The sequence below is a fragment of the Lactiplantibacillus plantarum genome, assembly GCF_014131735.1.
Lineage (GTDB): Bacteria > Bacillota > Bacilli > Lactobacillales > Lactobacillaceae > Lactiplantibacillus > Lactiplantibacillus plantarum.
In genome coordinates, this window is sequence record NZ_CP039121.1 from 248,077 (window position 1) to 272,266 (window position 24,190).

Consider the following 24,190-nt stretch of genomic DNA (forward strand, 5'->3'; position numbering starts at 1 on the left):
TTGCAATATGCTAAAACGGTCCGCCGACTAGCTGGGAAGACTAGTCGGCGGACCGTTATTGGTTGCTAGGCCTGTAACCAAGTTGGGGAGACTTGATTAAGCTGTGGCTGCTTGAATGGTTTTAGTTGGTTGGTGTTTGTCGAACTTGGTTTGGAAATTGATTAACCGCATAGCGTTGAAGATAACGACTAAGATACTAGCTTCATGGACAAACATCCCACTGGCCATGTAGATATAACCGAAGATTAGCCCAATCAGTAGGAAGGCCACGGTGGCAATGGCGATGAAGATGTTTTCACGAGTGTTCAAGACAGTCTTCTTGGCGAGACCGTGGGCGTGTACTAATGCGGGGAAGCTTGATTGCATCAAGACGACATCGGATGTGTCGATGGCAACATCAGTCCCACTACCCATTGCGATTCCAATATCGGCGTTAGCGATTGAAGGACTGTCGTTGATGCCATCTCCAATAAAGGCGACCGTGTTACCGGCTGCTTTTAGTTTCTTAACGTATTCGACTTTTTCTTCTGGCAAGAGGTTAGCGTGAACTTCATCTAGGTTCAATTCGTTGGCAACGGCTTGGGCAGTGAGTTCATTGTCTCCAGTTAACATAACGAGTTTCTTGATTCCTTGGGCTTTTAATGCGGCGAGGGAATCCTTCACGCCTGGACGAATCGTATCGGCAATACCGAAGATGAGTTGAACTTGTCCGTCGACTGCCATGATAACGGTTGATTGACCACCAGCTTGTAAATCATTGAGATCTTTGAGTTGGGTAGGATTTAGTTTGATATTATGAGCCGTCAACATTTTTTGATTACCAATGACAACTTCTTGCTTACCGACTTGTGCACAGATTCCTTGGCCCTTAACGGTTTCAGTGTCATCTAGGACGGGAGCGCCCCCCGCTGACTGCTGGTCGGCATAACTGACGATTGCTTGGCCTAACGGATGGTCGGAAACCCCCTCAATAGCGGCGGCGAGAGCTAGTTGATTATCCGCATTGTTTGTGTAAGTGTGCATGGTTGTAACGGCAGTGTTACCTTCCGTTAAAGTACCGGTCTTATCGAAGACCAGGGTATCGACTTTGGCAAAAGTATCGACGACTTCACCACCCTTGATTAGGATACCGCGCTTGGCGCCATTCCCAATTCCGGCAACGTTTGACACTGGGGCGCCGATAACTAAGGCACCTGGGCAACCGAGAACTAGTGCAGTGATTGCTAAGCGGAAGTCATGGGAGAAGGCGAAGACTAGGACTGCTAAAACGAGGACGGCAGGCGTATAATATTGAGCAAAGCGGTCGATGAACTTTTCAGCTTTGGACTTGGTATCTTGAGCTTCTTCAACCAATTCAATAATTTTTGCAAAAGTCGTGTCGTCGCCAACCTGAGTCGCTTTGATCTTCAGATAGCCATTTTCAACCATTGTTCCGGAGTAAACCGAGTCCTTGAGTTGCTTGTTGATTTGGCGTGCTTCACCCGTAATTGAGGCTTCGTTAAGGTAGCCGTTACCTTCAACAACAATCCCGTCAACGGGAACCTGACTCCCGGTTTTAACTAGGACAACGTCACCTTCGTCCACATCATCAACGTCGACTTCTTCGGTGCCATCATCAGTAACTAAAGTTGCGGTAGTTGGTGACATGTCAGTCAAGCCTTTGATTGCGGTCCGCGTCTTCTGCAAGGTCTTGCTTTCGAGATAGGAGCCAAACAAGAAGAGGAAAGTAACGATTGCGGATTCGTTGAATTCACCAATAATGAATGCCCCAATCACTGCGGTACTAACTAACAGTTCAATACTGAAAACTTTGTTCCGAAGTGCGCTCCAAGCACGAACCGCAATCGGAATGACGGCAATAATTGAAGCAACTGCTAAAATGACTTGGTAACCGAGCGTAAATTGTAAGAGATATTTACTGAGCATCCCAAGGACAATCAGAATCCCCGTAACTAATGTAATTTGATTCGTATGTTTAGTGAGAAATAATTGGAATTTCATAATTTGCAACTCCTTATTTGATTTGATGACCCTAGTATAGTGAGTTCAGCTTGATGGCAACTTGATAGGCGTCAAGTTTTGCAAAATAACAGTATTAATTCTGGATTGCTGGCAGTGATTATGATTAAAACATGCCATTTTTTAAATTCAAAAGCAGCCAGCTTAGACCCACTGGAAACAGTTCGGGTTAGCGTAAACCTGCTTAGTTCGTTCGTCCTACGCCGACCTCCAGGCATTTCTGCCAATTGCCGGAACGTGGTGGGCACAGATTTGAGCCGAAAAAACACGTCTCAAATACTGGCCTTTCACTAACCAAGCAAAGGACGCTTGCTAAGTGAAATTTCACCACTGGGCATTGTCAGAAACGCCTTCCAGTCGGGACAGTATTCGAATGGCAGACGGAGATGTACCCAACTTTTATTGGACTCATCATTTTTCTTTATAAACAGTAATTTTGTCGAGCAACTGTCAGGTAGAAGGTAACATTTTGATAGCTCACTATTTCGAAATCACTATAGTAATAATCGAACGTCTCGACAAAGTGGTTAATGTAACCTTAAAGTCTCGTTTAAAATTCCATTATCAAAATAGTCAACGACCAATTGTACCAAGTTAAGTGGCCGTTCATCTGCCATTCGAGCGGCTTCCCGACTGGAGGGGCTGGATGACAATGCTCAGTAGCCAAATTATTCTTAGTCGGAAGTGCCTTTCTTCCGGCTTAGAATAAGACTCGTATTTGAGATGACGCGGTTTGTGCGTTAGCTCAAATCGACGTCGGCTGCGTTCCAGCAATTGTCATCCAGCCCCGGAGGTCGGAATAGAACGCTCACCGGCTGACGAACAGTAAGCCAACTAAATGGCATGTTTTAATCATGTTTCATGACAAGTTAACGGAAGAATGGGTAGGATGATCAAGTTTGAGTAAACAAGAGGTATAGGAGGGAAAAACGTGGATTATCAAATAACGCAGGCCAATCAGCCCTTGATGCCGGCATACTTTCAGGGGCGTTGGGCGGTCAAGCAAATTGCGGATCGAGACGTGATGTATAGCACTAATTTGGGTGCAGAAATCGATTTTCAAGTCACTGATGCTAGTTTTGTGAGGTTGACATTCTTGCCGTTGGCGTATGAGCTACCGAGTTGGGTGGCGATTCAGATTGATGGCTTGCCTTTTCAACGGCAGGCGGTGACGAATGCCCCCCTATGGTTGACACTGGATGGTCGGCCTCACGTGGTACGGGTAGTTTTGAGTGGTAATACTGATGAGGACCGTGTGTGGGATGGCAATCAAGGTTTTGCAGTGAAAGCCCTGACGACAGATGGTGAGTTACAGCCAGTTCAGTTAGGCCGACACAGCGTGACGTGGATTGGGGATTCACTGACGGCCGGTTGCTGGGTCATGGGTAAGTACCCTGCCGAAGATTATCGCGCGGAAGCCAACTATGCGGCGGTTGCGAGTGACTTGTTGAATGCACGGAATGTCCGCATTGCTTATAGTGCCGTTGGTCTCAGTAAACCAGGAACTGGTGGCGTACCGGTACTGCCGGAGGTTTTAACAGCCGTGGATAGTAAAACGACGTGGCAACCAGTACCCACGGATTTAGTTGTGATTAATGTTGGTACTAATGATCGGCACACGGATGATACGACGTTCACGGTAGTTTTGCGTCGCTTCCTTAATCAGGTGCAGACGCTTTACCCGAATAGCCGGCTTGCTGTAATGATCCCGTTTAATCAGAATTTTGCAGCGATTATTCGCGCGGTCGTGGCCGAATTTATGCAATTGCAACTCATTGAAACGGCTACTTGGCAACTCAGTACCACGGACGGGGTGCATTTAGATTTAGCTGGCTCCCGGATGGCGGGCGAATTAACAGCACAAGCGTTGCGGACACAGTATCCAGATGTTTTTAAATCGTGATCAACCCATCTTATAAAAATCCCGTTTTACTGTAGCGATGTTCTGCTGCAGTGAAACGGGATTTTTTGGTGGCACTACTAGATTTTAAAAATAAACGTTAACGCTGGCGGTGTAGTGATTGCGACTGTAAATACCGGGCCGCAGCGAGCACCTTTTCGGGAATATCCACATGGGCGATGAAGCCCTGACCACGGGGACCATAACCGTTGGGGGTATCCACTAGGCGTTGAAATTCACCGAGTAAGAGTTCAGTAAAGTAAGCGGGTTGCCAGCCAGCTAATATTGTGTTTGGCGTAAATTGCATTGGTTGTAGCCGGTTTAATTGCAAGGTCGCCGGCGCATAGCGAATAAAGTTGGCATTGGGCCAATTGGCTGAGAACGTTAGGGTAGTCCGCCGCGCGAGTAACGGGTCTTGTACGAGTAGGACGTGGCGCCAATCGGTGGGGGCTAACGCGCGGGCATGCGTGGCATTGCTACCAGTATTGGTAGAAGTCTTGTCGAGGCGGATACTACCTTGATAGCCAGTCTTTCGAACAAGCGTCGCCATCAACTCAGCCTCACTAGCTTGAGATTTTGGCAGGTTTAAGTTTTGCCGCAAATACTTAGTGGCGTGGCCGATGCCGCCCGCAATAATGAGTAGTGGTAATTGATAGTCTTGGGCTAACTGGCCCGCTGCAGTGGCTGTTGCTGGGAGGCTGTTGCCACAAAGGACCAGGCCATCGAGGTGCTCAGGCAAGGCGGTGGTGTGTGTCAACCAAGCCAGACATTGATTGAAAGCGGTCAGTTCGTCCAATTACTTGGCCTCCTTAGTCCCAAAGTGAGCCGCTGCGGCTCCAAAGTTGAACCGTTGGAAGTGAACATTTTGAAAGCCTGCTTGCTGAAACATCGTTGCTAACTGTTGGTAGCTTGCAAAGTGACGAGTGGTTTCCTGTAAATAGGAATATTCCTGATATTGATGGGCGAATAAGCGCCCGAATAGTGGGACTACTTTTGTGAAATACCACTGCCAGACTGGTTTAATCAATGGCTGATCGGGTTGAGACGTCTCTAAGCAGACCAAGCGAGCCCCCGGTTTTAGTACGCGATAAATTTCAGTTAAAGCTTGGGCTTTATCAGGCAAGTTGCGGAGTCCGAAGCCAATCGTGACGAGGTCAAAGGTGTTGTCCTTAAACGGAAGATGCATCGCATTGCCGCGGCGCAACCAGACCCGATCGGCAACCTGTTGCTGGGTCACTTTTTGTTGTGCCAGTTTTAACATTGGGGCTGAAAAGTCTAATCCGATGACTTCACCGGGTGCCTGTAATTCTTTAGCCAGCGCGATCGTCCAATCACCCGTACCACAACAGAGGTCGAGAATATGGGCGTTAGACGCTAGATGGATCTGGGCCATCGTTTGCTTGCGCCAATGACGATGCGTTCCGAGACTGATGATGTTATTCATCCGATCATAGTTCGGCGCGATGGTGTCGAACAAACCTTGGACATTATGTAAATAACGATTTGCCATAAATGATACCTCCTGATAGTTGCTTTACTTACTACTATAGCAGATGTTGGTTGCCAGTTACCGTGAAAAGGAATGATAATCAATATTGTTCGTGAATAAACCGTTAAACTAAAGTTAAAACAACATAAAGGCAGTCTCGATCGGTATGTATTAAGTACCAATCAAGACTGCCTTTTTTAACAGCGTGTTCCTAGTCGAAGCCTTAACGTCAAAACGAGTACGCTAGTAATAGCTTAAAAATCATTATCTGCAATTTGAGCGAACAGGTCACGTGATGGGATGAAGAACGCTTGTCCGGATAGTAAAGTTGAGAAAGTTAGTAAAAAGTCACTTTGGTCGACCATGTTTTGCAGCATGCCTTTGGTAACCGTCCAGTGACGGGCATAACCAATGAAGTACGTCCCTGTGTTACCAGCTGCTGGATTGGAGTACGGGACATTCATCCGAACGATTTTTTGTTCGACACCATCAATTTCCAATTTTGAAGCAACGTTGTGAGCATTCTTAAACTTGTCTTCGTCTTCTAACTCGAAGTCGCTGAATTTTTCGCGGCCCACGGCTTTTTCCTGATCCTCGGTGTGCATATGTTCCCACACGGGCATATCATGTTGCCATTTCTGTGCAAAGGCGTAAGAACCGTTGATGAACTGGGGGTCTTCGTCACCAACTAAGGCATAATCAGCGGCATCTTCTACGGCCGGCGCTTCCGTACCGTCGATAAAGCCAATGATGGCCCGGCCCTCGAAGTAACGAAAGCCTTTCGTCTCATCGAGGACGGTCGTAATTGGCGCTAAGACCCGCTGGAACTGCGTTTGGCATTCGTAGACGACCGCTTCGTTGCTTGCGCGAATGTGGAAGAAGAGGTCGCCGGGTGTTGCTGGCATGGTGTATTTGGGCCCACTTAAGGTGGTGTAGGTTTCTAATTCTTTAGGTTTGGGTGCGCCAGGAAACAGGTAATCCCAAGCGGCACTACTGATGCCGATGCTAACTTTTAATTGGGTGCCAGTTTCAGGTTTGGCGTCCCGGATGCGTAATGAGCGAATGATGGCTTGTGACCGATCTGCAAATTCTTGAAAGACTTCACGGTCGTGTTGCTGATCCTGCCGATTTAATTGAAGAACGGTAAATTGAACGTGTTCACCGACATCCTTCCAGACATCTTGGGCGCGATTTGGATTGATTGGCATGACATATTTCCTCCATAAATTGTTTGATATTGTTAGCGTACATGGTGGTAAGGGTAGCGTCAAATAAAGGCAAACGGCGGGTGTGAATAATGACGACATTCGCTAGCATCAGGGGTAGGCGGCCAAACTAACGTGGTGTGTATCCTAATCACTAAACGGACTAGTCGGTTGGAATCGTTGGTGCTTGTAAGACATTAGGAATTAATTGAATAAATAGCCGGTAAGTCTCAATTTTGCTGAGTGTTGTCTGTGTGGTTGCAAGTTGCCAAGCTAACTGATGAAGACAGTTGCCGAGATAGGTTGCCATAAAATGCCGTTGCTTAGGATGGATGGCTAAGCTAGTTAGTAGCTGTTGGGCAAAGCCAACCTCTAATGGGATGACCCGCTCGCGACACTGGGCCCATGACACGAGTAAGGGGAGGCCCAGATGTGCACGAATCGTCGTGACGATCGCACCAGCAATGGTCGCGTAAGATGTGGTCGTTAAGTCATTCAACGCGTGTCCTAACTGTTGTAAGGCAATTAAGTATTCAATCACAATGATATCTTCAATATCCTGGTGATGACGATAAAAGGTGGCACGTCCAACGTGGGCATCCAGACAAAGTTGTTTGACAGTCAACTCGTTGAAGGACTTTTGAGACTTAAAATTCGCTTGCAGGGCAGTAATCAATTTACGATGAGTTTGATGAGTTCGCTGATCAATATGCAATTGATTGTTCATAATTAATTTTGTCATATGTTAATGATACACCAGATTACGATATGTCTCAAAACGTCCCTTTTTTAGCATATGAAAGCGTCTATAATAGCTGTCACAGTTAGATATAACTGACCAATTAAGGAGATTGTGGACTAATGAAATTAATTACCGTTGAAGAGCATTTTGAATCGGCAGCTGTGACTGCCGCAATGCGTCAAGCTGTTGGTAACGCTGTGTTACCAGCAGTTAGTCCAGCGCTACGCCAGTACATGCGGGACAATTTACCGAGTCCTGCAATTATGCAAGACACCCAGCATGAACGTCTGGCATTTATGGCTCAATATGGCATTGATATGCAGGTGTTATCTTATGGTAATTCATCACCACAGAACTTATCGCCGGAACAAGCAGTTCCACTCTCACAATTAGCTAATGATGAATTAGCGAAAGCAGTGGTAGCTCATCCTGATCGTTATGCTGGGTTAGCCGTTCTACCAGTTGGTGATCCGCAAGCTGCGGTCGCTGAATTAAACCGAGCGGTGACGACGCTGGGATTACGGGGTGTGTTGCTGAAAGGAAATTATCAGAATAAATTTTTTGATGAGCCATTCTTCTTACCAATCTTTGAAGCAGCTGCGGCGCTTGATGTCCCTGTGTATTTTCACCCCTCATTTATTCCGCAAGCAGTAACGAGTCATTATTTTGAAAGTAACCAATGGTCTGACGTTGTCACGGGGATCTTATCATCTGCCGGTTATGGTTGGCATATGGATGTTGGGATTCAAGTGATACGGATGATTGCTAGTGGTATTTTTGATAAGTTGCCTGGCTTGAAGCTCATTTCAGGACACTGGGGCGAACTAGTCCCACTATTTTTGGAACGTTTGGATGATGAGTTAACAACATATACAGACTTACAGTATCCGTTTAGTACTTATTATCGGCATAATGTGTACGTGACGCCAAGTGGTATTTTGAGTGCGCCTCAGTTGCAATTTATGTTAGCGGAGATGGGGGCGGATCACCTGATGTATTCGATCGATTACCCGTATAAGCAGCCGGAGACGAGTGGAAGTTTCCTGGATATCGCCGACTTGACCGATGAACAACGAGCTCAAATCGCGTTTGGCACGGCAACCACGTTATTTAAATTATAGGAGGAACGAAATAATGTCATTAAACGCACAACAAATGCAGGCAACCCGGGATGAATTACAAGCTAACTTTGCGTTGACTGGTCTTACGAAAGCCCAGGTAGCTGATGATTTAGGGATTAGTTCAACTAAGCTCGATCACTTATTTGACTTAACACAACAATCTTTGAACGATCCGTGGATCTTACGTAATTATTTGATTGAAAAGGTGGAAGCAGGCGGGAAGACGCCGGTGCCATTTACGGCATTAAGTGGCGACTGGCATCGTCATTGGTTTTTGAATAGCGCTGTCATTGATCGTCGCGAAATGTCGGCCGGTGATTGCTAAAATGATTGGAGGAAATCGTCAATGAGTAACGGAACTGATATGGCACTAATTAGTGAACTAGTGGCCCGTGAGCGCTTATTTCGTGCCCGGCATAACCCTGAAATCCGAGATTGCTATTACGCCGACGCGACTGTGGCAACTAGTTGGCAACAAGGACCACTAAGTACATTTATTGGCGCAGAATCGAAGGAAGTTGATCCGCGCTTTGTTATTGTGGGGAGCGTCAGTACGCCTGTCGTTCATCTGAATGGCGATAAGGCATACGTGGAACTACCAACCACGACGCATATGCGCATGATGGTCAATGGTACTTTAGCGGAATTAGAATCATATCGGCGACTGATTTACCGCGTCGAACGCCGTGATACTAAGTGGAAGATTAGTCGATTGACCTCAATTAACGAAAGTGATAATTTACGACCAGTCATTGTGGGACAGGATTTACACGTGATACCTCAAGATTTTAACGGTTTACGGTCCTCGTATCAATTCCTAGCCTATGTCCGACAAGCTGTCGGTGGTCAAATTAGTCAGGATTTATTAGGGACGGATCGACCAGAAGAAGTTGAGCGATTGTACAAGGAAACGAATGCGTGGTTGCGAGCTGGAGCATAGTTGAAGGTAAAATAAAAAAAGCGATATCATGTAAAATCAAATACTTTTAGCGTCTTGTAACCAAAAACGAAAATAATTTAGTACATTCGTTAAAATAACAGACCGTTACTTTGATAAATATAAATAAATGATGATCCAAAAAATAAGGTGTGTTGCAATCGAAAGTTGATTGCAACACACCTTGTTTTTGACGTCTATTAAAATGGACCCTACCGGATTTGAACCGACGACCTCCTGCATGCGAAGCAGGCGCTCTCCCAACTGAGCTAAGGGCCCAATACACTTTTAGTATACCGCAAAATGCTAGTCGTGCAAGTCTAGTTTGGTCATCAATGGCGACTAGCACGATGATTTTGATTGCCACGAATTTTATGCACTCGTCGTTTGTACTGTGCTTTTTGGTTGCTGACAAACTTGAAGTGTTGCATTTTGCCGCCGAAGACTTGACCATTCAGCCTTAATTTTAGCCAATCTTGCATAACGGCCATCATTGAATTAATTTGGGTGATCCGTAATTTGTCATGTTGTTGTTGTGCTAGTGGTAATAAATTAGTAGCTAACTGATTAACTAATTTTTGATGGTAAGTCATTAATTCGGGTGTTAATGGGGCATCGGTATAAGTATTAAATAATTTTTGAATTGTTTGAAGTGCATCTTTGATGTCGGTTGGTTGATAATAACGATTGTCTGTATTCGTCAAGTTAATTTCCCCTTTGTCATTTTAGTATAGCAAATTTTATTTAAAAAGCATGGTTTAGCGTGGTCAAAGTCAGCGGTGGCGGTTACAATAGGGATAAATTTAGGAGGTGCGCATCATGACCACAGTAACCGCATTGGAAACTCAAGCAGGCCAAGTCTTGGATCAGTCCTACGCCCAGTTTAAACAAGCCCAGTTGGCGCTGAGCAAAGAGCAGATATTTGCTAACGCTGCTCAGATTTTTACGGTCGGTGAAATTGCTGCCGCGACACGGCAATATTTATTTGACGAAGAGATCGCACAGCAAGTGATCAAGTTGCAAGACCAGGTATTACCGACCATGTATCAACAGGGACAAAGTGGCGAATTCTTGAAGTTGAACTTTACGGGTAATGATATTCGATGGCTATTAGGATTACCGCGAACGCATCATCGCCAACGAATATCTAAATAGTCCAAATTAGCCGAACGTTTGGTCGTAATTAAATTGAAATTTAACCGAATTTCCAGGAATTGTCACTGGAAATTCGGCTTTTTAAAATAAAAATAACTTTTTTTCGTCAAAGTTGCTAAATAGTTTCAAATTTTAGTAATAAAACGATGCCGGTATGATAGGGTTTCAGCGCGAAAATGTTACGATGGCTAATTATTGTTACGGTTTTGTAACTTTCGTAACATATTGTTATTTTGCTGGTATTGGTATGTAACACAAATTGAGTAGTATAGACGTTGGCTTGAAGTACATACGTGACATTCTTTTTGGAGTGATCATTATTAAAGTGAAAGTAAATATTAAACAAGTGATGTTAGGAACTGCTGCTTTAGCTGGTATGTTAGTTACTAGTCAAGCAGTTGCCAATGCCGATTCAATGACAATCAAAGCAGGGGATACTGTTTGGGCGTACGCACAAAAGTACCATGTTTCTGTTGACAAGATTGCTGAAGCTAATGGCTTAAGCAACCCTAACTTAATTATTGCTGGTAAAACCATCAATATTCCTGGCGTTAAAACTGGTGAAAAGGTTACGACTAAGACGACCACTGCTAGTGCAAGCAGTGCTAAGTCAACTAGTGCCGCAACTTCAACTAGTTCACAAGCTACTAGCGCTGCTGCTACCAGCTCATCAACTACTAGTGCAAGTAGTACGAGCCAAGCAGTATCAAGTAGCTCAGTAGCTGCTCAATCAAGTAGCACTTCAACTGCTAGTGCAAGCAGTGTCACTTCAAGTGCTTCAACGAGTTCAGTAGCTTCACAAGCTAGCTCAAGTGCTGTAACTAGTTCAGCAACTTCACAAAGCTCAGCTAGCCAAAGTTCAGCTTCACAAGCATCACAAAGCTCAACTTCAGTAGCATCGTCTACTAGCACGACTGCAACTAGTACGCAATCAGCTGCTACTTCAACGAGCTCACAAGCTAGCTCAACTGCAAGTAACACGACTAGTTCATCAACAACGACTGCTACTGCAACGGCCTACAGTGCTTCAGCATCAACTAGTACATCAACGACTAGTTCAACTGCATCATACAGTTCAGTAATTGCTGCTGCTAAGACCTTCATTGGCACACCTTACGAACAAATGGATTGTTCTGCATTCACGCAAGCTGCCTTTGCTAAGGTTGGTCGTTCAATCGGTCGGACCACATATGCTCAAGCTACGATTGGTACTCACGTATCATTCAGCCAAGCCCAAGCTGGCGACTTGATTTTCTGGGGTTCTGATTCAGCACCTTACCACGTTGGGATTTACTTAGGCGGTGGCCAATACATCGCTTCGCCAACTTATGGTGAAACTGTTTCAATTAAGAGCACAGCTTACTACACACCAAGCTTTGCTATCCACATGTAATTAATATCCCTTAAATGGATAAATAGCATCATCCCGGTTCGTCAGAATCTGGATGGTGCTATTTTTTGTATACACGAGTGATAATAATTGTTTTCTGAAGTTTAACTATTTTATCAAAATAACGTGATGATTCAGTGTGTGAATCCGTATTTCTTAGGTGCCGCGTCATGATGATAGACAATGTGGGCGTGGTTTAAGTCATGGACAGCCTTGGTCAGGTCATCCATGAAATCGTGGGCCATATTCATGCCAAAGTCAGCCCGAACGACGATTCGTTGGATGACTTGTTGTTCCAGATTAGCAGGTAAAGGATACGTTGGTACTTGCCAACCGTTCATTAATAGGCGATCCGATAAATCATAAAGGGTCCATTCACGATCTTCGCGCGGGGCTAGTTGGTAACAAATCAGGGGGAGTTGGTGTCCGTTATTGATCATCTTAAACTCACCAACTTTATCCAGAGCGGCTGCCAGGTAGCGGGCAACATCGTGAGTCTTTGTTTGAATCTCGCGGTAACCGTCCATACCAAAGCGAATGAAATTATAGTATTGTCCAATGAGCTGGGCTGCACTATGTGAGAAGTTGATCGCCATTGTCGGCAACTCCCCACCTAAATAACTAACTTTGAAGACTAATTCTGGCGGTAAAAACTGACGATCACGCCAAACGACCCAGCCGACCCCGGGATAAACTAAACCGTACTTGTGCCCGGAGGCGTTGATCGAAACGACGTTAGCCAACCGGAAGTCCCAGATGAGTTGCGGCTCAATAAATGGGGTATAGAAGCCACCTGACGCTGCGTCAACGTGAATGTAGACTGGTAATTTGGGATGCTGATGATTGTAGTGAGTAACGACCTTATCGAGTGCGGCTAGGTCGTCATATTGACCGGTATAAGTGATGCCCATGATACCGACGATACCAATTGTGTATTCGTCCACGTAGTCTAAGACGTGGTTAACGTCAAGGGCCATGTGTTGCTCATCCATTGGGACCACGTGCATGTCAACGTCCCAGTAGACACAAAACTTTTCCCAGCAAACTTGATAGCCAGCCGAAATAACGAGGTTAGGTCGATGGGCATTCAGATCTAAACCTGCCGCTTGAGCGCGTTTACGCCAGGCGAATTTCATTGCTAAACCGCCTAACATACAAGCTTCAGAGGAGCCAATCGTAGAGGTACCCGTAAAGTGTTCGTCATCAGGTGCGTGCCACAGATTGGCAATAATGTTCACACACCGATTTTCAATCTCGGCCGTGCGGGGGTACTCAGATTTGTCGATGGCATTCTTAGCCAGCGTATCCTTCATCAATTCAACGGCTTCGGGTTCCATATAGGTCTGACAAAAAGTTGCCAGGTTCAGTCGTGAATTGCCTTCATCTAATAATTCATCACGAACTAAGCGATCGGCTTCTCGAGGGGATAATGAATGCTTTGGTAACCGATACTTAGGAAGATCATGTTGTTCAGAAGGCGCACCAAAGACTGGTTCCAAGTATTCTTCAGCTTCATGATTGTGTTTACCGTATAACATTGCCATGTTGGTCACCCTTATCTTTATAAGTTGTGCCGAGTATAGCACGAGGTGATAACAGGGTAAATTAAAACGCAATCTGGATGGTAGGTAACAAAAAAACTGGTCGAATGGACGACCAGTTTTTAGTGAGGATCTTTGCCCCAATTAGGCTTTATCGCTGAACTAGCAGTTAAGCTTTGGCTTTGCTATTCATGAATTTCTTCAACAGTTGCAGTTCTTCCTGAGTTGGCGTTGCTTCACCAGATTTAATGTTGTGAATCCGTTCAACTGATAATTGACTGCCAAACGCAAGGTCGTTATCTGTAAGATGGTGCTCGCGTTCAAAACTGATGAGCTTTTCTGATAATTGACTTAATGGTAGTTCCATGCTCCTCACCCCGATTTTTAGAATTCGTAAAAGTTCAGTGCCATATACCCGCTACTTTTATTATAACCTTAATTGGTCTGAAGCGGGGAACGAATGCCATCCTATTTTGTAATTGGTTGTTTTAATTGATCTTGTAGGTGGACTAGAATATCAGTAATCTCATGGGGAAGCTGGTCATGATTGTTGTGTTGATATTGATCAATGAAGTTAGCCCGAATTCCTAAACGAGTGGCGACCAAGTTACGGTAGTCTGCATTGGCATAATCAACTGGGAAATCAGCTAACTTTAGGTTTTGCATGTGCTCCAAGCCTGCGAATGACTCCCACTCGGTCGTATCATTGACAATGGCTTCCAGCGCACCCAAGGTAATTTCCTTAGGAATCTTCTTATCGCCAAAGAAGCCAGTATTCAATAGATAACAATCTAAATGGCGTTCTTCGAAGAGTGCCTTGAAATCATGGTAATCTTCTGATAGTGGATAGACCCTAAATGGGTTTGCAAATGGTTCGATCACTAGGGCGTTACGGTCGACATTACCAATAATATTTTCGGCCGAGCTCCGTTTGGTCGCTAAAGTGGCGCCGAATGTCGCTGCTAATACGGGATCATCTACTTTAATCACGGGTGGTAAGCTATCATCTTTCATAATCCAGAAGATTGCATTGATGGGAGCGGCTTCCTTATCAACCCGGTTAGTCGAAGCGTACCGTGACTTGATCGTCCGGCCGTTACCGTTGCGCAGATCTTCAGTGACAAGGACCTTGCGACCCTGATCGTCTAAGGTGACGCCGACGTTTTGGATCGTCATAAAATACTTGGTCTCATCGGACGTCATCGGATAGTCGTTGGTTTTGTCAAAGTAAGAAGGCTCGAGGGCCACGGAACTACCATCCTTGCGATTGATGACAAAGGCGTCATCGTGGAGAACGGTGATATCGTATTTATAGCCGTGTTTAGCGTGGGTTAGTGTTGACTTACCGGAACCTGATAACCCGAACATGGCGAAGACTTGGTCTTGCTTGTCCTTGAAGTGGAAGGCCTTCAAGCCACCGTGACAAGCAACGAAGCCGTGACGATGGGCGATCGACCAAGCTAAGGTCAAAGTCGATTTCTTCAACTCACCAAAGTATGGCATTCCTAGAATGGCAGCCGTATTATGTTGCGGATCAAAAATAGCCAGGCCGTCTGGATAATCTGGATCATGGTAAGTAGGGTCAGCGTAAATGTAAATATCGCCTTCTGGATAAGCAACGGACCGATCGAACATTTCTTGATAAGCAGCGGTGATGGGCTGGAAGTTAAGCATGTAAGAAAGTAGATTATTGGCAAAACCGTCCGGAATCGCGAGGTGGGCCCGCACGATGAAGTCTTCGTCTAAACCGACCAGAACGTCCGTCGTGATGAAGTCCTTGTGAGCACTAGCAAATAGTGCTTGGCGTAGGCGACCGGCCATATCGGCTTCGCTAACGCCCGGGTTGCCTAGAATCCGGCGCGCTTGTGCGGTTCGGCCAACAACCTTACCCGTATTGGCAATCAACATTTTTGCATCAGCTGGTAAGCCTAAATCCGTTGCGCGATAGATTGGGAGGTCCGTAATAACGGTTCCGGGGTCCTTAGTAGCGCGGTGGTAAGCGGCAGCGATATCATCAACGTGGTGCATATTATTACCGTAAAAGGCCGTTTCGACGGTAGAACGGATCTGTGAAAAGATCGGATTATGGCGACCGATATCGGCTAATTGATAAGAATTTTTAGTGCTCATATTGTAGCCTCCCTGCAAGTTGATAAGTTAATTTTAGCACAAACTTTCACATAAGAAAGCGTTTTCTTTTTTGGCTGATGAATAGCTGCTAGTGCGTTTAGACGATTAAGACGTTAAGCCGCAGTGGTTGTTAACTAACTTGTAGTTGGAAGTACTCGCGGATTTTATTGATAAGTAATGATCATTTTGATAGTTGAGGCTGTTATTAATTAACTTTCCAATTAAATTATCACTTGCGTTCAAAGCTATATTAGTATAGTTTATTAAAAGAGAATGATTGAAAATCAGTGATAGGGAGGCACCTTTCTTGCCACGAAGAAGGAACACGCAACGGCGAATGGAGATTGTTAATACAGCGTTTCGCTTGTTTGCCGAGCAGGGGTATGCGAACGTTCAGATGAAGGACATTGCCATTGCCTGTGATATCAGTAAGTCGTTGCTACAACACTATTTCCCGAAGAAAATCGTTTTATTAAGTACGATGTTAAATGAGTTGACGCTTAGTGCTTTTATCTATAGTAATGAACAGCTGACCATGCTGTCTTCGTATCAGCGAACAATGATTCAAATGAGCTTTGTTTTGCGGATGTTAGATGAAAATCCGACCATGGAACACTTTATTCAGGACATCTTCGAGAGTCCGGAACTGACGACTGAAATGGTGCTAGTGACACTAGACTGGCTAGAAGCTATCGGCGTAGAAGGTGAAGCTGCTATGATTAGATACGCGTTGAACTTCGCGTTATCTGGTGGTATGGCTGTTTTTTTCAAGCGTAAAATTCTAAGAGCTAGTGTTGGCATGATTGCAGAAAATATCGACCAAGCGTTTTACTTGTTATTAGGTGAGAATACTGAGAAAATTGATCAAATTTATTTGAGCACAGCCAAGTATAATACTGACTATTATTATCAGCAATTCATCACGTATCTGCATAAACACGCGACCCTTGACTTGAGTACTGAAATAAAAATTTAATATTAAAGTAATCTAAATTACTTGTATTTCGTAAAATATACTAGTACACTTTAAAGCGGGGAAATGATAAACGACGCTTACTAATTTATGAAAAAAGTATGGGGCGAATTATGATTGGGAATTTAATGATAATTCGACTAGTGAAAGGGAGACTTGAATAATGAATGAAGATATGGAATTTTTTAATCGCTTTAGCCATATGTATTTACATGGCTTTAAAAACTTATCAGATATGTTTGCTGAACCTGCAACGGAACATGGGATTACTTTGGATGAATTTTACATTTTATATGATATTGCTGAAGCAAAAGGTAAGATCCGTCTGATGGATATTGCCGAAAGTCACGGTGTGACGCGTTCAGCAATCTCACGCTTAATTGGTCGCTTATTACGGAAAGATTACTTATATCAAGAAGCTGAAGACCATGACCGTCGTAACAAAGTTTTAAAGTTAACACCAGAAGGCGCTCGGATTGAACATGAAGTCTTTACTGAATTGATTCAACGCAACCGGGAATGGCGTCAAAGCTTCAGTTTAGCTAAACAATATCAGACTTTGAACTTGGTTGAAGAGTTTATGGACAAGTTTGTTAATGAAGATGCTAGCAAGCAAACTAAAAAGGCAACGTATGCTGATACTGATTTGAAGCGGGCTGAAGCTTAATTGAGTGTCAGTTATAATTAAAGATAATTACAAAAACAACCCTGTTGGCGTCTTTTGGTGCTAACAGGGTTGTTTTTATAATCATTAATGACCACTGATCGTGATTCGGAAATGATCAAGACGATAGGTGCTATGAAGTCTCGATGGTAATAGGTGTCAAGCTGGTTGTTTGCGCTATCAGATATAATCCGTGCTTGTACTTAAAATAAGACTTATTAGTAATTATTTTTGGAAAAAGTGAGCGCTTACTGTTTGTATAGTAGTCACAATGATTGGGTGATTTGTATAAATAAGACGAGCGGACAAACACTCGTCTTACTCATATGAACTTTGGTTGCCTTTTAACCTAATAGCGCGTTCAAGGTTTGGTTAGGAGCTTGCTTGATATTGCAGAATTAATATCAAGTTTAAGAGTGATTAAACTTATATGCGAATTTTAAAACACAAAAAAATATTTTATTGTACAAAGTAAATATCCTATTTATTCTTCTTTATAAAAAATTTGATTTAACTCGCGATATTTACTCGGAGTAATATCGAATTCTTTTTGAAACTGGCGTGCAAATTCGGCGCTATTGTAGAAGTTGATTCTTTCTGCAATTTCACCTATAGGAAGATGGGTATTAATTAATAATTGCTTTGCCCGCTGTAATTTAGCGTGGCGAATGTAGAAGTTGATGGTAAACCCTAGTTCTTTACGAAATTTACGCTTAGTGTATTCAGGATCTAACGTCAGTTCCTCTAAGATGGTATTTGCTCTTAATGGCTCATCACAATGATTATCAATATAATAGACAACTAGCGCGACTTGCTTAGAGAGGCGGGTACCATCAATTGGAATATCAAGTGTATCAAGATTGCTAAAATAATTGTTAACGATTGACTCTAAAAGTGGCATAAAATCATCATTCGTTAGTGTTGTTGTTGTGAGGTAATGCAAAATGTCCTTTCTTAAGTTAACGAATGTGATCATGTTCAAATAATGATAAAAGCTGACACTTGCTAGATCACAGGTTAGTGAAATTAAGGCTTCTTTTAGAATGAGTGGGCGGACGTTGTATAAGTTATCCTTGATTTTGTGATTAAATCTATTGATATGTTCCAAGGCGTAGTCAAGACAACGCTTTTCGAAAAAATAACTTAAATCATGTTCCAATATAGCAAAATCAAAATTGAAATCGCGTTCTGTTTGAGAAAGTTTGAGCTCTGGAAAATTCAATAGACAGTTCCTCCCCCATAAGTTACAAAAATAGTGAATTTTATACAAATAGTAAACGTACATAATAGTGTACTTGATTAACTTTAATTGGTATGCTTTAATTGGTTCAAGGATAATGACTGATTTAAGTTATCCAGTATAGACATATAAATATTCTTCGTCAATTAGTTTGCTAAAAGTTTGTTAATAAAGATGAATTTATAATATTGATTTAAATATTAATATGTTTGTACAAAAAGGTATTACGCGCTATTGATGAAGAAGATTAATATGCTAATTAAATTTTAGGGGGAATTGACTTATGACAAAGTCACGTACGCTCAAAGCAGCTATGTTGGTTTCAGTAGCCAGTATTGCTTGTTTATCATTCAATAATTTAGGAGCTTCCGCTGACACCTTGCCTTCAACTGGAAAGTCTCAAGCAGATGTTTCGTTTACGTCTAACGGTGGTTCGACTAATCCTGTTGATCCAGACAATCCGGATAATCCTGGCGGCGGTGGTACTGGGAACAACGGGCCACTTTCGTTAGATGCGGTACCAACGTATCTTAATTTTGGGACGCATACGCAACCTAATGTTGATACGGCCTACACTTTACTTTCAAAAGATGCTAGTCAGGAGAGCCTTGCGACAGCTAATGATGATAAGACCCAAAATGTGACGACTAGTGGTAAGAAAAATGGTAATGATATCATTTACACGCAAGTTTCTGACTCACGGGGGACTGGTGCTGGCTGGCAATTAAAGGCACAGCTTTCTGATATTACGGCTTCTGACGGCCAAGTGTTAACGAACGCGTCAGTTGTTTTAAGTGGTGGGACACCACAATATCTGACAGGGGAAGCTAATCAACAATCTTGGGTCACTGCGGCGGATGCGAACCAGGCAACCGTTGCAACACCAATTGTGCTCAATGCCGGCGCTTCATCGACAACCGATGTTGCAACAGCCACGGCAGGGTCTAAAGTTGGTGACGGTCAAGGTATGGGGGTCAACCAACAATACTGGAATATTAATAATGTGCAATTACATGTTAAAGGTGGTCACGCAGCCGCTAAGAATTATTCAGGGAATATTGTTTGGACATTGAACTCGACACCAACGGCTTAATGAACGAAAACGAGTGGCTATGTTGAATAGTTAACTCGTTTTTTTGAAGGGAGGCCCTTTTATGAACGGCTGGAATAAGAAGCTATTATTAGGGATGTTAACCCTAATAATGACTTTGTTGGCTGGTATGACTGTGATTGGCCATGCTGCTGACACGGCCAATAATGCGGTAACTTTTGATGTTCAGCCAATGCTTAATGAAAAGCAACAATTATCAAAGGACGCTTATTATTGGGATTTTAAAATTCAACCGAAGAGAACATATTCGTTAGCGATGCGTGTTAATAATCGCTCAAATCATGAAATTAAAGTCAAAAATCAATTCCTACAATCGTATACTAATGCGAAAGGTGTTATTGATTATGGTGCTGCTAATCTGAATGATGACACTAGTTTAAAAGTAAAACTAGCTGATATTATTACCGTACCGAATGAGGAAACGACGATCCCAGCTAATAAGTCACGGATCGTGCGGGCACAGTTAAAAACGCCAACGAAATTGAACAAAGGGATTATTTTAGGAAGTTGGCAAGTTAAAATTGCAGATCAACATCTTAAAACCAAGGGGGCGACGTTAACTAGCGAATATGCCTACAATGTGGGGATCAAACTAACGTCAAATCGTGATCCATTGCCAAAATTACGCTTGGCTGATGTTCAATTAAAAAAGCGGAGTGGCATCAAGACAGTTATCGGTAATATTCAAAATTACCACGCTTCAATTCTAGGCAAAGGGACTGTCACTGCCTACGTTAGCAAAGCTGGGCAGACCAAAAAGCTCGCGGTGGCTGATCTAAAAAGTAGTTCGATGGCTCCTAATTCTAACTTTGACTTACCATTAAAGTGGCGTACTAATCGGGGGATCATTTTACCTGGGACTTACACTCTATACGTCAAGTATCGAACTACGGATGAAAAGTTCGCTAAGCCGCATGTCTGGTCGCTAAAGCAAGATTTTGTAGTTGGCGCTACGGATGCTGTTAACGTCACGTCTCCAACTACTTGGGGTTGGTTGATTGGTATCGTGTTGTTAGTATTATTGCTCATTGCTTTAATCATATTCTGGGTAATTAAACGGCGTCAAAATAAGCGCTAAGGGGTGATACTATCAAAAAGCTAAGAGCAATTGTTGTCATATTGATGGTATTGTTACAAGTCATAGCCGCTGGTGCAACGGTAAGCTTAGGCGCTGATATGACCGCTCAAGCAGCTACGTTACCACAGTTAACTTTTGCAAAATCAACGGCTAGCGATAATATTTTAACGAATCAACATTTTGATGTTGAACTACAGGTTGGTGATACGGCCTCTAAAATAAATACGATTGATTTACCGAACGAGGTTAATTTAGATGGGCCAGAGGAGTTTAAGCAAATAAAACGAGTTTTCGATGATAGTCAGTACACAACGGGGGATAATGGTGCCTTTACAATTACGGCTAAGCATCTGACAGTTGCGTACAATCCTGATAAGCGCAGGATAACGGTTCAGTGGTCAGATGAATATCCGCAAACGAAGGTACCAATTAGATTAACAGCTGTTAAAGCAGAAAAACTGGCGTTAGTTGCTGTAGCCGATGATCAAAAAGGGCCGGCGTTGAATGTCGAGATTAAGCAACCACAAACGCAGGCTGATCAGGCCAGTACGAGTTCAGCTAGTTCTTCAGCGGCAACCGATACAAATAGTTCGACGGCATCGTCAAGTCGACAAGCGACATCATCAGCAGCAAGTTTGGACAGTTCACGTTCAGCTGCAACGACGCTTTCAAGTCAGGCGGTAAACCAAACGAGTGCTAGCAGTAGCGAGCCTTCACAAGAAACTGCTGCTAATCAATCGTCAGCGGTCACGGAATCTGCGGGTGAGACAACTGATAGTTCGGCCAGCATCTCATCGTCATCCACTGCTAGTCAAGTGTTCTCATCAGCACCAACTAAGCAAGCAACGGCGAGTGCCAAATCTAGTCCATTAATACCAGTCACTCGGTTAGCTCAGCTGAGTTCGAATGTGGTTGATGTTAGTCAGTGGTCTCAATTAGTCGATGCTTGGAAGGATGCGAGTGTTGATGAAATTAATATTACGGCTGATATTAGTAATCCGACTGCCGCTTCAGGCGCTTTGGATTCACGATTATCCGGTAATATTATTGTGAATGGAAATGGTCATAGCGTGAATATTGGTCGGGCTGGTTTTCATACCCGAAATAATACTGCAACTAGCGGTACGATGTATACGGCCACTTTTATGAATTTTGCATCATTAATCGGATCTTTTGGAAATGATGCGGGTTTGATTGGCTCATCCACCGGTGGCGATGGTGCCGGTGGGGCTTTGAATTGGACATTTAATGTTAGTAATATTACGGTCCCAAGTGGGACTAGTTATACCAATACAAGTCGGCGATTTGTCAGTGCGCAAGGGAACCAAGTCAATATTACCGGCAATTGCCGAGTAACAACGGTTCGAGAAAACATCTTATGTGGTGGCCTTGATGTAGCTGCTGGACAGACATTCACTGGATCGAAAATAGCCAATGGTGATGATAATTCATTTATCTGGTTTGTTTATGACTATCAAGGAACTGGTAATCGGCAAGTTAATGTTGAAGAAGGCGCGACGCTAAATTGTATTCGACGACCTGCTAGTTCTACGTCAACCGCCTATACTACCTATCCGGTTATTTTTGATGCGTATGAAAGTATTAATGTGGGTAAAAATGCCACGTTTAATGCTAGCGTTCCAGGAAATGCATACTCTAACAAGTACTTTTATGGGTCACAATATCATCGTAATTTTTACGCGGATACTGGTAGCACCGTTAATCTAACGTCACTAGCTAGAAGTCAATCGCCAATCTCTTTTTCTGATAATGCAACTTCGACGATTCAAAGTAGTAGTGGTGCCAATATTTATGTAATTGCTGCTACGGGAGCACCGCTTATTTCGGGAAATTACGCGCGTTTGGCTACTGTTCGATTTATTAATCCGAACAACTTGGATTTACGTAATAGCTCAACTGGAACGACTGCAGCGGCTAGTTCGATTAACCAAGATAATGTGGGCACTTTTGAAATCCAAGATAGTAATATTAGCTTGTGGAAATTAGCATCATCGGTTACGGGCGGTGCGGATTATTCGTATAGTAACGTATCTCAGTTATTACAACAGGGTTCAGCAGTGACGGCCACGGATAGTAATTTGCAAAGTAATTATTTATCTTCTAAAATGCGTCGGATTAGTGCCACTAACCAGAAGCCACAATTAGCATTTAATAATCCGTATGATGGGACAACCAAGCTAACAGATGCGGATCAGAAGCTGCGGACGCGAGTCATTGTGGCGATGGTTCCTGATACTAATGGTGTTCAAGATGACGGAACGGTTAATTATATTCCACAGTATGCTAGTGCAGGGCAATTAACCGTGAGTTATAGCGTTAATGGTAAGACAATCACTGCCCAAACTGATAGTAATGGCTACGCAACAGCTAATGTCGGGACCTTTTTAAAAGCTGGAACGACGGTCACAGCATCGACTAGCAATACCAGTGGAACGACGGTCACGGCTACCGGGACGGTGGTTGATGTGACGCCGCCTAATCCGGCCACAATGGTATCACCGGACCCCATTAGAGTTTCAACAGGAACGGTGAGTGGTCAAAATGGAGAGCCAGGTGCGCAGGTCACATTAGCATTGAATGGGCAGATTCAAACTAATGTCAAAACGGTTGTCAATGCCAATGGGACTTGGTCACTGAACTTAACCGGATTATCGTTAAAAATTGGTGACAAGATTATTATTTATATGGCTGATAGTCTAGGAAATCGTAATCCTGATCCTAATAGTTATCCAAATGGGCAGCAGTATCATGATGCGACTTTCCAACCAGCACCGATATTTACAGTAGCTAAGGATTTAATCGTCAATCCAATTGATCCTGATGATCCTAGCAAGCCTGGGACTGGCGGGACGAACAATTTGGGCCCATTATCGTTGGACGCTGTACCTACACATTTGAACTTTGGACAGCACAGCATTCCAACAATGGATACAGCGTACCCATTGTTGTCACCATCAGCCGCTGAAGACCAATTGGCTACTGCTACTGATGGACAGAAGTATGCAACAGTTGGTGGTCAGAAAAATGGGCAGGATAGTGTGTATACACAAGTGACTGATACACGGGACACCCCAAGTGGTTGGCAATTGACGGCCCAATTATCAGCGTTGACAGCTACTGATGGGACGACCATGACGGGTAGTTACGTGACGTTAACATCAGGAACAGCGCAATATTTGAATGCTAGTACTAGTAAATGGGTTACGGCAACTGACCAAAATCAGGCAACCTTACCAGCCGTGATTAAGTTAACCCCAGGTGCTACCCAACAAACGTTAATAGCTGGGACGACTAGTCAACAAGGCGTCGGGACTAATCAACAAATTTGGAATGTTAATAACGTTGCGTTGCACGTCAAGGGTGGTCGTGTGATGGCTAAAAATTATTCTGGAACTATCACTTGGCAATTGAATAGTTTGCCAAGCCAGTGATCGTTATTTAATGGTATGCTTCAAGGCTTAAAAAGAATTGGAC

Annotated in this window: 21 protein-coding genes and 1 tRNA gene; 11 read left to right on the forward strand and 11 right to left on the reverse strand. The window is 43.6% G+C overall.

Annotated elements, in window-relative coordinates:
• Positions 1–96: 96 nt before the first annotated feature.
• Entirely contained in the window at positions 97–2,001 is a 1,905-nt protein-coding gene (locus E5260_RS01045) for a heavy metal translocating P-type ATPase (protein WP_003643021.1), read from the reverse strand.
• Between the two features lie 949 nt (positions 2,002–2,950).
• Between E5260_RS01045 and E5260_RS01050 the strand changes: the two genes are divergently transcribed.
• Entirely contained in the window at positions 2,951–3,922 is a 972-nt protein-coding gene (locus E5260_RS01050; protein WP_003643018.1) for an SGNH/GDSL hydrolase family protein, read from the forward strand.
• Positions 3,923–4,019: 97 nt separating this feature from the next.
• Here the strand turns inward: E5260_RS01050 and E5260_RS01055 are convergent, their stop codons facing one another.
• From E5260_RS01055 to E5260_RS01070, 4 genes are all read right to left on the reverse strand, one after another.
• Entirely contained in the window at positions 4,020–4,715 is a 696-nt protein-coding gene (locus E5260_RS01055) for a YdcF family protein (protein ID WP_003643017.1), read from the reverse strand.
• Positions 4,716–5,429 (reverse strand): demethylmenaquinone methyltransferase, encoded by a 714-nt coding sequence (locus tag E5260_RS01060; RefSeq protein ID WP_003643016.1) that lies wholly within the window; start codon positions 5,427–5,429, stop codon positions 4,716–4,718.
• Between the two features lie 233 nt (positions 5,430–5,662).
• Positions 5,663–6,616 carry a Dyp-type peroxidase gene (locus E5260_RS01065; protein WP_003643015.1) on the reverse strand — a complete coding sequence of 318 codons (954 nt, stop codon included), beginning with the start codon at positions 6,614–6,616 and terminating at the stop codon, positions 5,663–5,665.
• A 160-nt stretch (positions 6,617–6,776) separates the two neighbouring features.
• Positions 6,777–7,355: a TetR/AcrR family transcriptional regulator gene (locus E5260_RS01070; protein ID WP_003643014.1), complete on the reverse strand. Its 579-nt coding sequence runs from the start codon at positions 7,353–7,355 to the stop codon at positions 6,777–6,779.
• Positions 7,356–7,474: 119 nt separating this feature from the next.
• Here E5260_RS01070 and E5260_RS01075 point away from each other — a divergent pair, with 119 nt between their 5' ends.
• From E5260_RS01075 to E5260_RS01085, 3 genes are read left to right on the forward strand one after another with little or no spacing between them, the layout of a single operon-like run.
• Positions 7,475–8,476, forward strand: coding sequence for an amidohydrolase family protein (locus tag E5260_RS01075; protein WP_003643013.1), 1,002 nt, complete (start codon positions 7,475–7,477; stop codon positions 8,474–8,476).
• Positions 8,477–8,489: 13 nt separating this feature from the next.
• Positions 8,490–8,801, forward strand: coding sequence for a DUF2316 family protein (locus E5260_RS01080; RefSeq protein ID WP_003643012.1), 312 nt, complete (start codon positions 8,490–8,492; stop codon positions 8,799–8,801).
• A 21-nt stretch (positions 8,802–8,822) separates the two neighbouring features.
• Positions 8,823–9,416, forward strand: coding sequence for a nuclear transport factor 2 family protein (locus E5260_RS01085; protein ID WP_003643011.1), 594 nt, complete (start codon positions 8,823–8,825; stop codon positions 9,414–9,416).
• A 203-nt stretch (positions 9,417–9,619) separates the two neighbouring features.
• Here E5260_RS01085 and E5260_RS01090 read toward each other — a convergent pair.
• Positions 9,620–9,692 (reverse strand) — tRNA-Ala (locus E5260_RS01090).
• Positions 9,693–9,745: 53 nt separating this feature from the next.
• Entirely contained in the window at positions 9,746–10,117 is a 372-nt protein-coding gene (locus E5260_RS01095) for a hypothetical protein (RefSeq protein ID WP_003643010.1), read from the reverse strand.
• Positions 10,118–10,232: 115 nt separating this feature from the next.
• Here E5260_RS01095 and E5260_RS01100 point away from each other — a divergent pair, with 115 nt between their 5' ends.
• Complete coding sequence (locus E5260_RS01100; protein ID WP_003643009.1) at positions 10,233–10,568, forward strand: hypothetical protein; 336 nt, start codon at positions 10,233–10,235, stop codon at positions 10,566–10,568.
• Between the two features lie 325 nt (positions 10,569–10,893).
• Positions 10,894–11,961, forward strand: coding sequence for a C40 family peptidase (locus E5260_RS01105; RefSeq protein ID WP_013356016.1), 1,068 nt, complete (start codon positions 10,894–10,896; stop codon positions 11,959–11,961).
• A 131-nt stretch (positions 11,962–12,092) separates the two neighbouring features.
• Here E5260_RS01105 and E5260_RS01110 read toward each other — a convergent pair whose 3' ends face one another.
• From E5260_RS01110 to E5260_RS01120, 3 genes are all read right to left on the reverse strand, one after another.
• A complete protein-coding gene (locus E5260_RS01110) occupies positions 12,093–13,496 on the reverse strand; it encodes a glutamate decarboxylase (protein WP_024272222.1) in 1,404 nt (467 codons plus the stop codon).
• Positions 13,497–13,668: 172 nt separating this feature from the next.
• Entirely contained in the window at positions 13,669–13,866 is a 198-nt protein-coding gene (locus E5260_RS01115) for an LBP_cg2779 family protein (protein WP_003643006.1), read from the reverse strand.
• A gap of 101 nt (positions 13,867–13,967) precedes the next feature.
• On the reverse strand, positions 13,968–15,629 hold the full coding sequence (locus E5260_RS01120; protein WP_003643005.1) for a phosphoenolpyruvate carboxykinase (ATP): 1,662 nt from the start codon (positions 15,627–15,629) through the stop codon (positions 13,968–13,970).
• A gap of 337 nt (positions 15,630–15,966) precedes the next feature.
• Here E5260_RS01120 and E5260_RS01125 point away from each other — a divergent pair, with 337 nt between their 5' ends.
• Together E5260_RS01125 and E5260_RS01130 are read left to right on the forward strand one after the other, a co-directional pair.
• Positions 15,967–16,605, forward strand: a complete 639-nt coding sequence (locus E5260_RS01125) for a TetR/AcrR family transcriptional regulator (RefSeq protein WP_003645533.1) — start codon at positions 15,967–15,969, stop codon at positions 16,603–16,605.
• Positions 16,606–16,765: 160 nt separating this feature from the next.
• Positions 16,766–17,269 carry a MarR family winged helix-turn-helix transcriptional regulator gene (locus E5260_RS01130; protein WP_003643003.1) on the forward strand — a complete coding sequence of 168 codons (504 nt, stop codon included), beginning with the start codon at positions 16,766–16,768 and terminating at the stop codon, positions 17,267–17,269.
• Positions 17,270–17,750: 481 nt separating this feature from the next.
• On the opposite strand, the gene E5260_RS01135 is transcribed toward E5260_RS01130, so the two are convergent.
• Complete coding sequence (locus E5260_RS01135) at positions 17,751–18,488, reverse strand: helix-turn-helix transcriptional regulator (protein WP_003643527.1); 738 nt, start codon at positions 18,486–18,488, stop codon at positions 17,751–17,753.
• A gap of 301 nt (positions 18,489–18,789) precedes the next feature.
• Here E5260_RS01135 and E5260_RS01140 point away from each other — a divergent pair, with 301 nt between their 5' ends.
• From E5260_RS01140 to E5260_RS01150, 3 genes are all read left to right on the forward strand, one after another.
• The gene (locus tag E5260_RS01140) at positions 18,790–19,599 is read left to right on the forward strand and encodes a WxL domain-containing protein (protein ID WP_003643001.1); all 810 of its coding nucleotides are present in this window, start codon (positions 18,790–18,792) and stop codon (positions 19,597–19,599) included.
• 61 nt (positions 19,600–19,660) lie between these two features.
• Entirely contained in the window at positions 19,661–20,695 is a 1,035-nt protein-coding gene (locus E5260_RS01145; RefSeq protein WP_003643000.1) for a DUF916 and DUF3324 domain-containing protein, read from the forward strand.
• 44 nt (positions 20,696–20,739) lie between these two features.
• Positions 20,740–24,147 carry a WxL domain-containing protein gene (locus E5260_RS01150; protein WP_003642999.1) on the forward strand — a complete coding sequence of 1,136 codons (3,408 nt, stop codon included), beginning with the start codon at positions 20,740–20,742 and terminating at the stop codon, positions 24,145–24,147.
• The last annotated feature ends 43 nt before the right edge of the window (positions 24,148–24,190 follow it).